We start from the raw sequence: 13,163 nt of genomic DNA, 5'->3' as shown, positions 1-13,163 counted from the left end.
TGCTGAAGGGGCAGAGTGAATACCAACCGAAAACCAGTTGAGGGCTTCCCCTCAACCATAGAATCTCCCACAGTTGATGGGGGGGGTTGGTTAGACGCGGAACTGGTCCATCAGGCTCTGCTGTTGATTGGCCAGGCGATTGAGCGACTGGCTTACCCGCGCCGACTCATTGGCTTGCCCCGACAGCGATTCGGTGACGTCGCGGATGGTCGCCACGTTGTGGTTGATTTCCTCGGCCACGGCGCTTTGCTCTTCGGCGGCGCTGGCGATTTGCAGGTTCATGTCGCTGATCACGGTGACCGCGTCACCGATCTGCTGCAGCGCCGTCACGGCCTGGCCAACCTGTTCGACACTGTCCTGGGCCTGGCGGTGGCTGTTGCCCATCGAGCCGACCACGTCCTGGGTGCCGCTTTGCAGTTGTTCGATCACCAGGCGGGTTTCTTCGACCGATTCCTGGGTGCGGCGCGCCAGGTTGCGCACTTCGTCGGCCACCACGGCAAAACCGCGCCCGGCTTCACCGGCACGGGCGGCTTCGATGGCGGCATTGAGGGCCAGCAGGTTGGTCTGTTCGGCAATGGCGCGAATTACTTCCAGGACCGAACCGATTTTCTCGCTGTTGGCCGCCAGGCCTTCGACCTGGACCATTGCCGCGCTCATGTCGGCGGCGAGGTTGTCGATGCTGGTGGTGGTGCGGTCGATCACGGTCAGGCCCTGGCGGGTGGCCTGATCGGCATCCCGTGCCGCCTGTGCCGCTTGTGCGGCGCTGCGGGCGACGTCCTGGGCGGTGGCACTCATTTCGTGGGAGGCGGTCGCCACCTGGTCCACCTGGCGGTATTGCTGCTCCATGCCGGCGCTGGTCTGGGTGGCAATGGCGGACGACTGGTCCGCCGTGCCGCGGGCGTCCTGTACCGAGCGCTTGACCTCGGCAATGATCGGTTGCAGCTTGTCGAGGAAACGGTTGAACCAGCCAGCCAATTGCCCCAGCTCATCCTGCTTGTCATAGGCCAGGCGGCGGGTCAGGTCACCTTCGCCACTGGCGATGTCCTGGAGCATGTGCGCCACGCCGAGAATTGGCCGGGTCACGCTACGTGCCATCAGCCAAACCAGCAGCAAGCCGATCAGCGCCGCGAGGATGCCCAGGCCGAGTTCGGTCAGCGTGCCGGCGGTGTTGCTGTCATCCAGTTGTTTTTTCAGGGCCTCAGCCGGGCCGACGAGGACTTTTTCCGGCACATCGAGCAGCACGCCCCAGGCTTTGCCGCCGGGAATCGGCTGGAACGGCGCCAGCACTTTCAATTGCTGATGGCTGTGCAGGCTGGCGGTCTTGCTGTTGGTGGTGAGCATGTGCATCAGTTCGGCGCCGGTGGTGGTGTCCACCGCTTCCAGGCGCTGACTGAGTTTGCTGGCATCCAGGCTGTAACCGGCGAGCAGACCGGCCGGGCTGACGATGCTGACGCTGGTCTGGCCGTCATAGAGCTTCTGGCTTGCGCTCTGGCTGATCGCCTGCAGGCTGTTGAGGTTGATGTCCACCGATAGCGAGGCGATGACCTTGCCATTGACCATCAGCGGGAAAACGATGCTGGTCATCAGCACGTTCTGTCCGTCGATCATATAAAAGTACGGCTCGATCACGCAGGGTGCGAGGCGGATGCGCGGGCAGGTGAACCAGGCGTTGGCCGGTTCGCCGCTGGGGCCGGTGCGCGTGTCGGCGATGTCGCTTTCGGGCAGCGCCATGGACGTCACCTTGCCCGGTGTCGGTTGCGACCAATAGAGGGCGAAACGGCCCTTGTCGTTGCTCCCCAGTTCGTCCTGGCCGCTGAACAGATCGTCCTTGCCGTCCAGTGCGTTGGGTTCGAAAACCAGCGATAGGCCCAGCAGCTCGGGGTTGGCTTGCAAGGCCGACTTGACCTGGCGGGTCAGGTCTTCGCGCAGGTCGAAGGCATCGAGGAAGCGCTTTTCCGCCTGCTCGCGCAGAAACAGCACCTGGCGCGAAAAACCGTGGCCATATTGATAAGCGTCCATGAACTGCTGGCGGATCATCAGCGCCTGGTTTTCACCCTGGGACTCGATCCGGGCCTGGGCGGCTTCGGTCAGCATCTCCATGCTCGAGGCTTTCACCAGTGCGGAGCTATGCTCCATGCGATACAGCGAAAGACCCACCAGCAGGGTCACGATGCCCGCCAGGCATAACCCGGCCAACAGGGTGATTTTCCATTGGATGGAAAGTTGTCTGAGCGACATGGACGCGTCCTTATTCGATAAATATCTGCGACTTTGCTCTGTAACGGCCGCGATCGGCCTTTCTTTACGCCGCACCACAAATATCGAATTATCCCCTGTAGGAGCTGCCGAAGGCTGCGATCTTTTGACTTTCAACCTCCTTGAAGGCGCTGAAGATCGAAAGATCGCAGCCTTCGGCAGCTCCTACAGGTGCAGTGTTGGCTTTGACAAGGCGGCAGCCGTCCGGCAAAGTGCGCGCCCTCTAATAAAACCCATTCCTTTATCCGTAGACGGCGCTCGCAGACTGCCGGCCGGACTCTTTTCGCTTGCCCAGAGGTAACGACAATGAATGCAGTAATTGCTGCGGTCGGCATCATGCTGATACTCAGCCTGTCCCGCGTGCATGTGGTAATCGCTCTGATCGTGGGGGCGCTGGTTGGGGGGCTGACCGGTGGCCTTGGCATCGACGCGACGCTCAAGGCGTTCAACAGCGGCCTGGGCGGTGGGGCAACGGTGGCATTGTCCTATGCGTTGCTCGGCGCGTTTGCGGTGGCGATTGCCAAATCCGGACTGGCCCATGCCTTGGCGGACAGGGCCTTGGCGATGGTCGACCGGCAGCATGCCAGTGGCGGTGGCCAGGTCAAATGGCTGCTGATCGGCCTGTTGTGGATCGTGGCCATCGCTTCCCAGAACATCCTGCCGATTCACATCGCGTTCATTCCGTTGCTGGTGCCGCCGCTGCTGTATGTGTTGACCCGGCTGCAACTGGATCGTCGATTGATCGCCTGCGTCATGACCTTCGGCCTGATCACCCCGTACATGTTCTTGCCGGTGGGCTTTGGCAACATTTTCCTCAATGAAATCCTGCTGGCCAACGTCGCCCGCAGTGGCGTCGATATCAGTGGCATCAACGTGACCCATGCCATGGGTATCCCGGCACTGGGCATGTTCGTGGGCCTGCTGATCGCGTTTGTCAGCTACCGCAAGAAGCGCGTCTACGACCTGGAAAAGATCGAGCAGGTCGAGCAGGTCGCGGTGCAGTACAACCCCCTGAGCCTGATTGTCGCTGGCGTGGCGATTGCCGCGGCATTCATCATTCAGTTGCTGCTTGATTCGATGATCATTGGCGCGTTGGTGGGCTTCCTGATTTTTTCGGTGTCGGGCATCGTCAAGTGGCGCGACACCGATGACCTGTTCACCGAAGGCATGAAGATGATGGCGATGATCGGTTTCATCATGATTGCCGCTTCCGGTTTTGGCGAAGTGATCAAGGCCACCGGGCAGGTGCAGACGCTGGTCGAGACCTCGGCCTCGTGGATCGGCCACAGCAAGGCCGTCGGCGCCTTGCTGATGTTGCTGGTCGGGTTGTTGGTGACCATGGGGATTGGTTCGTCATTTTCCACCGTGCCGATCCTGGCGGTGATTTTCGTGCCCTTGTGCGTGCAGCTGGGCTTCAGCCCGATCGCTATCGTTAGTATCGTCGGGACCGCAGGTGCATTGGGCGACGCCGGATCACCAGCGTCGGATTCGACCCTGGGCCCGACCTCTGGCCTGAACATCGACGGTCAGCATCACCACATCTGGGACACCGTGGTCCCGACTTTCCTGCACTACAACCTGCCATTGCTGGTGTTTGGCTGGATAGCGGCGATGGTGCTCTGATTTCACCCATCGCCTCGCCAGCAAGCCGGCTCCTACAGGTCCCAATAGGGGACTTCGCCAAAGCATTCGACAAAGAAGTCGATCACCGTCCTGACTTTCACCGACAGGCGGCGGCTGCCGGGCCAGAGCACGGCGATCTGCTGCGGCTCAAGGCTGTTGGAGACCTGGTAGTCCCCCAGCACCGGCACCAGCGTGCCGTTGCGCACCGCCTCGCCGATCAACCATGACGGAAACATCACCAGCCCCAGGCCCTGCACGGCGGCCTGGGTCAGGGTGTCGGCGTGGTTGCCGGTGATCGGCCCTTTCACCGCATAGGGGGTCCATGGCTGCTGGCCTTTGCGGAAAAACCAGCGTTGCAGGCCTGCCACCCCTTTGTAGGCCAGGCATTGATGGGCGGCGAGATCGTCAGGGTGTCGCGGCGTGCCGTAGCGTTGCAGGTACGCCGGGCTCGCCGCGACCTGAAAGCGCTGGGGCGCCAGTATTCGCCCCTGCATGCTGGAGTCGTGCAGGGGGCCGATGCGAAACAGCAGGTCGGCGCCTTCCTGCAAGGGGGCGACGTAGGTGTCGGTCTGCTGGATATCCAGTTGCAGTTTCGGATAACGCGCGCACAACTGCCCCAGCCACGGGGTCAGATGCCGCTGGCCGAACACCACCGGCGCGTTGATCCGCACCAGTCCGCTCGGCTCGCTTTGCTGTTCCTGCAGGGCCTGTTCGGCTTCTTCCAGTTGCACCAGTACCAATCGCGCGTGTTCTCCCAGCAGCCGTCCGGCCTCGGTCGGCGTGACGGCGCGCGTGTGGCGGTAAAGCAATTGCTGGTTCAGGGCCTGTTCCATCAACTGGATCTGGCGGGAAATCGAAGAGGGCGCCACGCCCTCGCGGCGGGCTACTTCGGAAAAGCTGCCGTGGTCGAGCACCGCGACAAATAGCCGGAGTGCCTTGAAACCCAGTTCGTTGAGGCCGTGCATCGTTAGTCCTGCTGTGCGCGTTGCGCAAAAGTGTTGTCCAGATGCTCCCATTTATCGCACAGAAGTGACAATCGATAATGCGCGCCATGTTTCCTTGAACGGAGTTTTACCGTGCAGTCTTCTTCTCTCGACAGCGTCGCTGCCGTTGCAACGCCGACCGCTCGGCCAGGGCTGCGCCTGTTGCTGCTGCCCCTGGTGATCCTGGCGGGCATGGGCCTGTCCGTGGAGGCCGGGTTGCTGGGGCCGTTGGGCATTCAGGTCGGTCATTTATGGGCGACCTTGAGTATTTTTGGCGTCGGCTCGGCGATTCTGTTTTTCCTGTTGCTGCTCAGCGGCCCGCAACAGGGCCCGGCGCTGAGCCAATTACCGCGCTGGCAATTGATCGGCGGTTTTCTCGGGCCGGTCTATGTCGTGGTGCTGACGCTGGCCACACCGCACATCGGCATTGCGATGACGATGATCGCGATCCTGTCCGGGCAGGTCGGCAAAAGTGTGCTGATCGACCATTTCGGCTGGTTCGGCACCACCCGCAAGAAAGTCAACGCTGAGCGCTGGGTGGCTTTGCTACTGATTGTCGCGGCACTTGTCCTGATTGCACGGGGTTGATGATGAGTCTGATTATTTTGTTGGCGCTGGTCGTGGCGGCCGGTGCGATCCTGAGCGTGCAGGCGGCGATCAACGGGCGCCTGGGTGAAACGGTTGGCGTGTTGCGCAGCAGTTTGCTCACTTTCGTGGTGGGGACGGTGCTGACCGGGCTACTGATCGTATTTTTCGAACCGGCCCACGCCGTGAGCCTGCTGGACGTGCCGAAGTGGCAGCTCGGCGGGGCGCTGTTCGGTGTGGTCTACATGATGGTGATGGTGGGGGCGGTGCCACGGGTGGGCACGGCGGTGGCGACGGTGGCGGTGATTGTCGGGCAGCTGGGAATGGGGATGCTGATCGATAATTTTGGCTGGCTGGGCAATCCGGCGATCGAGTTGTCGGGGAGTCGGGTGCTGGCGATGCTGTTGTTGGGGCTGGCCCTGGTATTGATGTATCGCAGCAGCAGTCGGGTAACGGGTTGAACGCTTAAGGCGGCCTGCCTCCTGATCAACTCCTACACTGGTACAACGGGCTGCTCATCCAGCTCGCCGACGACCACTGCCAAAGGAGTCTGCGCCATGACCGATGAAAAAAGCATCTGTGACTGTCCGAAGTGCAACTGCAAGCTCGGTGAACATCCTGTCGTGCGTCACGGCAAGCATTACTGCTGTGAAGCCTGTGCCAAGCACCACGAGCACGGCGAAGAGTGCGCCCATCAAGGCTGCAAGTGTGCGCACTGACCCTTGTGCACAGGAACGTGGGGCCTAGTCGGGCTCCACTTCCAGTTTCAGGCTGTCGTCATCCTGCCGTTCGCTGTGGCGCACGGTGCCCGCCAGGCGTCGACCATCGACCCTGACCACCACCGTCTTGGCCTGCTCCAGATCTTCCGGCAAGGGCGCCGGGACTCTCACTGCAAAGCGCGTCGGATCACCTTCGACCTGTTCCAGGCCGACCCGGCACTCGGTGCTGCGGGTGACGCGGCCGAACAACGTATCCAGACCGTAGTCCAGATGTGCAGGGCTGCTGACGAGTGTCGAAGTCATTTTCTTCCCCCCAATCCTGATCGCTGCCCGGCTAGCCGGCCGGGCGCCACTTGACGTTCTCCACGCCGAATTTTTCTGCCATCGGTTTGCTGGTCTTTTGCACTTTTTCACGGCCAAAGCGAGGGATGCGTCCAACCCCCGCGTCGCAGCTTGCCCAATGCCAGGCCTCCGCGTTGTCCATTTTGTCCAGACGGATGATGAACGACTTGGGGACGCCATGAAGAGTGTATTCAATGACGAACAGTTTTGCGTTGTTCATAGAGCCTTTGTTCCTCCCTGTTGTACATAGAGGGATCGTTGGGCGCTGGGAAAATTCATTCGGATTGTCCGACGGTGCATGTCATCCGCGCATTCCGGCAGGCGGCGCCCACTTGGGCAGTGGCGGCTCTGGTAGAATCGGCCCCATTGATCCCAAGAGGTGCCCCCATGAGCGAGCCGATCCGCCTGACCCAATACAGCCATGGTGCTGGTTGTGGCTGCAAGATTTCCCCCCAGGTGCTGGAAGTGATTCTGGCCGGCAGCGGGGCGCAGAATCTTGATCCGAAACTGTGGGTCGGCAATGCCTCGCGTGATGACGCGGCGGTTTACTCCATCGATGAGGAACGTGGCGTGGTGTCGACCACCGACTTTTTCATGCCGATTGTCGATGATCCTTTCGATTTTGGCCGCATTGCCGCCACCAATGCCATCAGCGATATCTACGCCATGGGTGGCGATCCATTGATGGCGATCGCGATCCTTGGCTGGCCGGTCAATGTGCTGGCGCCAGAGATTGCCCGGGAAGTGATTCGCGGCGGGCGCTCGGTGTGCGATGAGGCCGGGATTCCCTTGGCGGGCGGGCATTCGATCGACGCACCGGAGCCGATCTTCGGTCTGGCCGTCACCGGTTTGGTGCAAAAGCGCCACATGAAGCGCAATGACACGGCCACGGCCGGTTGCCTGTTGTACCTGACCAAGCCCCTGGGCATCGGCGTGCTCACCACGGCCGAAAAGCAGGGCAAATTGCGCAGCGCCGATGTGGGCCTGGCCCGCGACTGGATGTGCACCCTGAACAAACCCGGCAGCCGTTTTGGCAAGCTGGACGGCGTTACCGCAATGACCGATGTCACCGGTTTCGGCCTGCTTGGGCACCTGGTGGAAATGGCCGATGGCAGCGGCCTCACCGCCCGCATCGACTATGAACGGGTGCCACGCTTGCCGGGCGTCGAGTATTACATCGACCAGGGCTGTGTGCCGGGTGGCACATTGCGCAATTACGACAGCTACGCCGACAAGCTCGGGCGTCTCCAGGAACTGCACAAGCGGGTGCTGTGCGACCCGCAAACCAGCGGTGGCCTGCTGGTTGCCGTGACGCCCGAGGGCAACGCCGGCTTCCTCGCGGTCGCCGCCGAACTGGGGCTGAGCCTGACGCCAATCGGTGAACTGGTCGAGCGACAGAGCCGCGCGGTCGAGGTGTCGTGATGCCCGTCGACTGTACTGATTACCGCGACATTTTTCTCAACGACCGGCCAATGATGGACGCTCGTGCGCCGGTCGAGTTTCTCAAGGGCTCGTTTCCCGGCGTGGTCAACCTGCCGCTGATGAATGATCAAGAACGGCAGCGTATCGGTACCTGTTACAAGCAACACGGGCAGCAGGCGGCGGTTGAGCTGGGCCATCAGTTGGTGTCCGGCACCCTCAAGGCCGAGCGCATCCAGGCCTGGGCGGATTTTGCCCGGGCCCATCCTGATGGCCTGTTGTATTGTTTTCGTGGTGGCCTGCGCTCGCAGATCGTCCAGCAATGGCTCAAGGACGAGGCGGGCATTGACTATCCGCGGGTAGGCGGCGGCTACAAGGCCATGCGCACCTTCTTGCTGGAAACCCTGGACCAGGCCGTGGCCCAATGCGATTTCGTCTTGTTGGGCGGCATGACCGGCACCGGTAAAACCGAGCTGCTCACGCAACTGGACAACGGCCTGGACCTTGAGGGACATGCCAACCATCGCGGTTCCAGTTTCGGCAAGCGCGTTACTGGCCAGCCGTCGAACATCGACTTCGAAAACCGCCTGGCCGTGGACGTGCTGAAAAAGCGTGCCCGCGGTTTCGAACAGTTCGTGCTGGAAGACGAAAGCCGCGCGGTCGGCAGTTGTGCACTGCCACTGCCGCTGTACCAGGGCATGCAGCAGTTCCCGATGGTCTGGCTCGAAGACAGCCTGGAGGGGCGGATCGAGCGAATCCTGCGCGATTACGTGGTGGACCTGTGTGCAGAGTTCATCGCGGTGCATGGCGAGGAAGGTTTCGCGCTGTTTTCCGAGCGCTTGCTGGCGAGCCTGGACAATGTGCAAAAGCGACTGGGCGGCGAGCGGCACCGGCGCATGCTGATCCTGATGGAAGAGGCTTTGGCCGAGCAAGGGCGCAGTGGTGCGGTGGATTTGCACCGGGGCTGGATCGAGGGCTTGCTGGTTGAGTATTACGACCCGATGTATGCCTTTCAGCGGGAGAAGAAAGGGGCGCGGATCGAGTTTGCCGGGGAGCGGGGGGTGGTGTTGGAGTATTTGCGCGAGCGGGGCATTCAGCGCGGGTGAGGGTGGTCTTGCCGGCCCCTTCGCGAGCAGGCTCGCTCCCACGGTAAATCTTCGGCGTACACAAATTCGGCGTTTATTGAAGATCTACTGTGGGAGCGAGCCTGCTCGCGAAGGCGTCCTATCAGGCACCCCAAAATCAGGTCGGGCAACTCTCCTGCCCGTTATCCAGCCCCTGCTTGTAGCTATGGCTTTGCAAGCTGGCCTTGCCGTTGTGCCAGGTCAGGGTCAGCACGTACAGCGAGTCATAGTCGCTCGATTCCCAGTCCTCGGTGATCTTCTGTTTCTTGCCGACGGCTTCACCGGCGACCTTGTTGATCAGTTCTGGCAGATAGCCGTGGGACCAGGCCGTATAGATGACCGAGTTGTGGTACTTGTCGTGGAGCAGTTCATCGGCCAGGTCACTGGTGTCGTTGGCCGAGAAGTTGATGTTCACCGGCAAACCGAGCTTGATCGCGCTGGGGCTGATGGTCATCAAGGGGCGGATGTAGCTGTAGGAGTTGTCCAGTTCGCCTTCCTCGACATTGCGCGTCGGGTTGGCGGCGAACACGTAGTCGGCCTTGCCGAATTTTTCTGGCAGCAGGGTGGCCAGGTCGATGGCGCGGTTCAAGCCCTGGCAATTGAGCTGGCCCAGGCCGCCCTCGGGCTTTTCCGCATGGCGCAGGAACACCAGGGTCTGGGTGCCATCCACCGGCTGGGCGCGGCTTTCGCTGGACTCCAGCACCAAAAACAACGTGCTGGCTGCCAGCAAGGCGGGCAGGAGCAAATACGCACGATGTTTAAAGTGTCGGGTGAATTTCAAGGGATTGATCATTGAATAAAAGGTTCTTCAGCGCATTGGGTTAAGGCTGACAAACCTTTGCACCGCGACTTTCCTGCGTCGGGCGTTTTCCATGTCGTGGAGCCGTTCCGTATCAAAGGGACATTACTCAGAGTCCCCTGAAGCCCGTTTGGTTCGATCCGGCCGAGAGCGCAGCACTTTACCGGTAACCTTTGGCGGGTTGCAGCGAAGGTTATCGACAGGATGTTGCGAAATTATGGACACCCTACACGAGCGGGTAGACAAACACAGTTATCTCGCTTGATCTTGACCATCAGCGATAATCATGGCGCCAGACGCCGCAGTCCGGGTCATCTCCTTTATGATCGGCATTCTCAATTTCTCGTGGAGGCTCCCATGACCGATTTGTCTGCGTTCCCCATCACCCGCAAATGGCCGGCACGCTACCCTGAGTGGATTCAACTGTATTCCTTGCCGACCCCCAATGGCGTCAAGGTTTCGATCATGCTCGAAGAGATCGGCCTGCCCTATGAGCCCCATCGCGTCGGCTTCGACACCAACGACCAGCTGTCGCCCGAGTTCCTGTCGCTGAACCCGAACAACAAGATCCCGGCCATTCTCGATCCCCATGGTCCGGACGACCAGCCGTTGCCGCTGTTCGAGTCCGGGGCGATCCTGATCTACCTCGCCGACAAGAGCGGGCAATTGCTGGCCCAGGAAACGGCGGCGCGCTACGAGACCATTCAGTGGCTGATGTTTCAGATGGGCGGCATTGGCCCGATGTTCGGCCAGCTCGGTTTCTTCAATAAATTCGCCGGCAAGGACTACGAAGACAAGCGTCCGCGTGACCGCTATGTCGAGGAAAGCCGACGCCTGCTCAGTGTCCTCGATGCACGCTTGCAAGGGCGCGACTGGATCATGGGCGAACGCTATACCATCGCCGATATCGCGACCTTCCCGTGGGTGCGCAACCTGATCGGTTTCTATGAAGCCGGCGACCTGGTCGGCATCCAGAACTTCCCCAACGTCACGCGGGTGCTGGAGAAATTCCTGGCGCGGCCGGCGGTCAAGCGCGGGCTGGAAATCCCCAAGCCAAACGATTCGATCTGATCAGGACCAGGGACGGCCATGCATTCATTCAATTTCAAGCAAGTCGATGTCTTCAGTCGCGTACCACTCAAAGGCAATCCGCTGGCGGTGGTGTTTGCTGCCGACAAGCTGAGCGATGAACGCATGGCGGCGTTCGCGACCTGGACCAATCTCAGCGAAACCACGTTCATCCTGGAACCGCAGGATCCCCGTGCCGATTATCGGGTGCGGATATTCACCACCCTCAAGGAGTTGCCATTCGCCGGACATCCGACCCTGGGCACTTGCCATGCCTGGCTTGAAGCTGGCGGTGTGCCCAAGGGCGAAGAGATTATCCAGGAGTGCGGTGTCGGCCTGGTGCGGGTTCGTCGGCAGGGCGCGGAGCTGGCGTTTCTCGCTCCGCCACTGCTCAAGACCGGGCCGGTGGACGCCACTCTGATGGCGCGTGTGTGCTTGGGTTTGGGGCTGGAGCCGCAGGCGATTGTCCGCGCGCAATGGGTTGATAACGGTGCGGGCTGGCTGGCGGTGTTGCTCGCGGATCGCCAGCAAGTCCTGGACTTGCGACCGGACCATTCGCACATGCTCGGCCTCGCCGTGGGTGTCATCGCGCCGTGGCATGCGGAACGCGATGGCGATGAAGCGCAGTTCGAAGTCCGCGCATTCATTTCCGGTGACGGTATGCCCGAGGATCCGGCCACGGGCAGCCTCAACGCCGGGATTGCCCAATGGCTGCTCGGTGAAGGGCTGGCGCCGGCCCGCTACGTGGTCAGCCAGGGATTGACGATGGGCCGCGCGGGGCGCATCCAGGTGGAACAGGTGGGGGATGAAATCTGGATCGGCGGGGCGGTGGTGACCTGTATCGACGGCACGCTGGCCCTTTGATTGACCCGACCTGTGCAGGAGCGATTATTGCGGGTGCGGTAAGGGTAATTTCTCCCGGGTGATTTGTGCCCTGCACCTTGCAGGGCATAAGCTTTGCCCCCTCTACGACTTTCATCTTGTTTTTCGTTTTTTGAGGCATCTCCATGTCCAGTCAGTTCCCCGAAGCACGCCCACGCCGTCTGCGCCGCAATGCAAGCCTGCGCAGTCTGTTCCAGGAAACCGAGTTCAGCTTGAACGACTTGGTACTGCCGATTTTCGTCGAAGAAGAAATCGACGATTTCGTGCCGATCAAGAGCATGCCCGGTGTGATGCGCATTCCGGAATCGAAGCTGGCGGGGGAGATCGAGCGATATGCCCGTGCCGGGATCAAGTCGGTGATGACCTTTGGCGTGTCCCATCACCTGGACAGCAATGGCAGCGACACCTGGAACGACAATGGCCTGGTGTCGCGCATGTCGCGCATCGCCAAGGACGCCGTGCCGGAAATGATCGTGATGTCCGATACCTGTTTTTGTGAGTACACCGACCACGGGCATTGTGGCGTGATGCACAACCTTGAGGTCGATAACGACCAGACCCTGCTCAACCTCGGCAAACAGGCGGTGGCTGCTGCCCGTGCCGGTGCTGACGTGATTGCCCCATCGGCCGCCATGGACGGGCAGGTCCAGGCTATTCGCCGGGCGCTCGATGCCGCCGGGTTCACCCAGACGGCGATCATGGCCTATTCGACCAAGTTCGCCTCGGCGCTCTACGGACCGTTCCGCGAAGCTGGCGGCAGCGCGCTCAAGGGCGATCGCAAAAGCTACCAGATGAACCCGATGAATCGTCGTGAGGCGGTGAGGGAGTCGCTGCTGGACGAACAGGAAGGCGCCGATGCGCTGATGGTCAAGCCGGCCGGAGCGTACCTCGACATCATCCGCGACATTCGCGAAGCCTCGCGCCTGCCCTTGTCGGCGTATCAGGTGAGCGGGGAGTACGCGATGATCAAGTTCGCCGCACAGGCGGGGGCCATCGATGAAGATCGCGTGGTGCGCGAAAGCCTGGGCGCCATCAAGCGGGCGGGGGCTGATCTGATTTTCACGTATTTTGCGATGGACCTGGCACTGGCGGGGATCTGAAAACAACCACAACCCTTGTAGGAGCCAGGTTTGCCGGCGAAGAACGATGACGCGGTCTAGGGGTACATATCCATTGCTGCGGTAACGGCCTCCTATGGTTTCGCTCTTACAGCGACTCACTTTTTCAAACGCCAAAAAGTAAGCAAAAGGCTTTGCCCCACCACTCGGTGCCTCGCTTAGGCTCGCCATGCCCTCACTCCGGCATTGCTCCGTGGGTCGCCGCGATGGGCCGTCCCTGGCCCAGCGCGGCTAAACCGGCGTCC

14 protein-coding genes and 1 pseudogene are annotated in these 13,163 nt (G+C 61.1%); 9 read left to right on the top strand and 6 right to left on the bottom strand.

Going from position 1 to position 13,163, the window contains the following annotated elements; translation table 11 throughout:
* Nucleotides 1-90 precede the first annotated feature (90 nt).
* On the bottom strand, nucleotides 91-846 hold the full coding sequence (locus AC1Q8Q_RS31775; RefSeq protein ID WP_404821803.1) for a methyl-accepting chemotaxis protein: 756 nt from the start codon (nucleotides 844-846) through the stop codon (nucleotides 91-93).
* 102 nt (nucleotides 847-948) lie between these two features.
* Nucleotides 949-1,095 (bottom strand): annotated as a pseudogene (locus AC1Q8Q_RS31770) (HAMP domain-containing protein); the annotation flags it as partial.
* 1,467 nt (nucleotides 1,096-2,562) lie between these two features.
* On the opposite strand from AC1Q8Q_RS31770, the gene AC1Q8Q_RS31765 reads away from it, so the two are divergent.
* A complete protein-coding gene (locus AC1Q8Q_RS31765; protein ID WP_033045183.1) occupies nucleotides 2,563-3,879 on the top strand; it encodes a Na+/H+ antiporter family protein in 1,317 nt (438 codons plus the stop codon).
* A gap of 32 nt (nucleotides 3,880-3,911) precedes the next feature.
* On the opposite strand, the gene AC1Q8Q_RS31760 is transcribed toward AC1Q8Q_RS31765, so the two are convergent.
* Nucleotides 3,912-4,844: a LysR family transcriptional regulator gene (locus AC1Q8Q_RS31760; protein WP_492615956.1), complete on the bottom strand. Its 933-nt coding sequence runs from the start codon at nucleotides 4,842-4,844 to the stop codon at nucleotides 3,912-3,914.
* Nucleotides 4,845-4,955: 111 nt separating this feature from the next.
* Between AC1Q8Q_RS31760 and AC1Q8Q_RS31755 the strand changes: the two genes are divergently transcribed.
* From AC1Q8Q_RS31755 to AC1Q8Q_RS31745, 3 genes are all read left to right on the top strand, one after another.
* On the top strand, nucleotides 4,956-5,450 hold the full coding sequence (locus AC1Q8Q_RS31755) for a DMT family transporter (protein ID WP_492615955.1): 495 nt from the start codon (nucleotides 4,956-4,958) through the stop codon (nucleotides 5,448-5,450).
* Entirely contained in the window at nucleotides 5,450-5,908 is a 459-nt protein-coding gene (locus AC1Q8Q_RS31750) for a DMT family transporter (RefSeq protein WP_492615954.1), read from the top strand. The genes AC1Q8Q_RS31755 and AC1Q8Q_RS31750 overlap by 1 nt, the downstream gene beginning before the upstream one ends.
* Before the next feature lie 96 nt (nucleotides 5,909-6,004).
* Complete coding sequence (locus AC1Q8Q_RS31745; protein ID WP_020799442.1) at nucleotides 6,005-6,166, top strand: Prokaryotic metallothionein; 162 nt, start codon at nucleotides 6,005-6,007, stop codon at nucleotides 6,164-6,166.
* Between the two features lie 24 nt (nucleotides 6,167-6,190).
* Here AC1Q8Q_RS31745 and AC1Q8Q_RS31740 read toward each other — a convergent pair whose 3' ends face one another.
* Nucleotides 6,191-6,469, bottom strand: a complete 279-nt coding sequence (locus tag AC1Q8Q_RS31740; RefSeq protein ID WP_020799441.1) for a hypothetical protein — start codon at nucleotides 6,467-6,469, stop codon at nucleotides 6,191-6,193.
* A 31-nt stretch (nucleotides 6,470-6,500) separates the two neighbouring features.
* On the bottom strand, nucleotides 6,501-6,728 hold the full coding sequence (locus AC1Q8Q_RS31735) for a DUF6555 family protein (protein WP_020799440.1): 228 nt from the start codon (nucleotides 6,726-6,728) through the stop codon (nucleotides 6,501-6,503).
* A gap of 167 nt (nucleotides 6,729-6,895) precedes the next feature.
* On the opposite strand from AC1Q8Q_RS31735, the gene selD reads away from it, so the two are divergent.
* Nucleotides 6,896-7,930 carry a selenide, water dikinase SelD gene (gene selD / locus AC1Q8Q_RS31730; protein ID WP_083348558.1) on the top strand — a complete coding sequence of 345 codons (1,035 nt, stop codon included), beginning with the start codon at nucleotides 6,896-6,898 and terminating at the stop codon, nucleotides 7,928-7,930.
* A complete protein-coding gene (gene mnmH / locus AC1Q8Q_RS31725) occupies nucleotides 7,930-9,033 on the top strand; it encodes a tRNA 2-selenouridine(34) synthase MnmH (protein ID WP_492615953.1) in 1,104 nt (367 codons plus the stop codon). Before selD ends, mnmH begins: the two co-directional genes overlap by 1 nt.
* Nucleotides 9,034-9,169: 136 nt before the next feature.
* Here mnmH and AC1Q8Q_RS31720 read toward each other — a convergent pair whose 3' ends face one another.
* Nucleotides 9,170-9,844, bottom strand: coding sequence for a hypothetical protein (locus AC1Q8Q_RS31720; protein ID WP_020799436.1), 675 nt, complete (start codon nucleotides 9,842-9,844; stop codon nucleotides 9,170-9,172).
* Between the two features lie 363 nt (nucleotides 9,845-10,207).
* Here AC1Q8Q_RS31720 and AC1Q8Q_RS31715 point away from each other — a divergent pair, with 363 nt between their 5' ends.
* From AC1Q8Q_RS31715 to hemB, 3 genes are all read left to right on the top strand, one after another.
* Entirely contained in the window at nucleotides 10,208-10,921 is a 714-nt protein-coding gene (locus tag AC1Q8Q_RS31715) for a glutathione binding-like protein (protein WP_020799435.1), read from the top strand.
* Between the two features lie 18 nt (nucleotides 10,922-10,939).
* Complete coding sequence (locus tag AC1Q8Q_RS31710; RefSeq protein WP_432669252.1) at nucleotides 10,940-11,782, top strand: PhzF family phenazine biosynthesis protein; 843 nt, start codon at nucleotides 10,940-10,942, stop codon at nucleotides 11,780-11,782.
* 143 nt (nucleotides 11,783-11,925) lie between these two features.
* Complete coding sequence (gene hemB, locus AC1Q8Q_RS31705) at nucleotides 11,926-12,900, top strand: porphobilinogen synthase (RefSeq protein WP_020799433.1); 975 nt, start codon at nucleotides 11,926-11,928, stop codon at nucleotides 12,898-12,900.
* Nucleotides 12,901-13,163: the final 263 nt, after the last annotated feature.

The organism is Pseudomonas sp. GW823-FHT06B06 (assembly GCF_058795195.1).
The sequence above is the reverse complement of the archived record's forward strand: the minus strand, read 5'-3'. Positions and strand labels throughout refer to the sequence as shown.

Bases quoted from the DNA above. Each gene is read 5' to 3' on its own strand.
- AC1Q8Q_RS31775 (WP_404821803.1), bottom strand. From the start codon at position 846: ATGGAGCAGCAATACCGCCAGGTGGACCAGGTGGCGACCGCCTCCCAC.
- AC1Q8Q_RS31765 (WP_033045183.1), top strand. From the start codon at position 2,563: ATGAATGCAGTAATTGCTGCGGTCGGCATCATGCTGATACTCAGCCTG.
- AC1Q8Q_RS31760 (WP_492615956.1), bottom strand. From the start codon at position 4,844: ATGCACGGCCTCAACGAACTGGGTTTCAAGGCACTCCGGCTATTTGTC.
- AC1Q8Q_RS31750 (WP_492615954.1), top strand. From the start codon at position 5,450: ATGATGAGTCTGATTATTTTGTTGGCGCTGGTCGTGGCGGCCGGTGCG.
- AC1Q8Q_RS31745 (WP_020799442.1), top strand. From the start codon at position 6,005: ATGACCGATGAAAAAAGCATCTGTGACTGTCCGAAGTGCAACTGCAAG.
- AC1Q8Q_RS31740 (WP_020799441.1), bottom strand. From the start codon at position 6,469: ATGACTTCGACACTCGTCAGCAGCCCTGCACATCTGGACTACGGTCTG.
- AC1Q8Q_RS31735 (WP_020799440.1), bottom strand. From the start codon at position 6,728: ATGAACAACGCAAAACTGTTCGTCATTGAATACACTCTTCATGGCGTC.
- selD (WP_083348558.1), top strand. From the start codon at position 6,896: ATGAGCGAGCCGATCCGCCTGACCCAATACAGCCATGGTGCTGGTTGT.
- mnmH (WP_492615953.1), top strand. From the start codon at position 7,930: ATGCCCGTCGACTGTACTGATTACCGCGACATTTTTCTCAACGACCGG.
- AC1Q8Q_RS31720 (WP_020799436.1), bottom strand. From the start codon at position 9,844: ATGATCAATCCCTTGAAATTCACCCGACACTTTAAACATCGTGCGTAT.
- AC1Q8Q_RS31715 (WP_020799435.1), top strand. From the start codon at position 10,208: ATGACCGATTTGTCTGCGTTCCCCATCACCCGCAAATGGCCGGCACGC.
- AC1Q8Q_RS31710 (WP_432669252.1), top strand. From the start codon at position 10,940: ATGCATTCATTCAATTTCAAGCAAGTCGATGTCTTCAGTCGCGTACCA.
- hemB (WP_020799433.1), top strand. From the start codon at position 11,926: ATGTCCAGTCAGTTCCCCGAAGCACGCCCACGCCGTCTGCGCCGCAAT.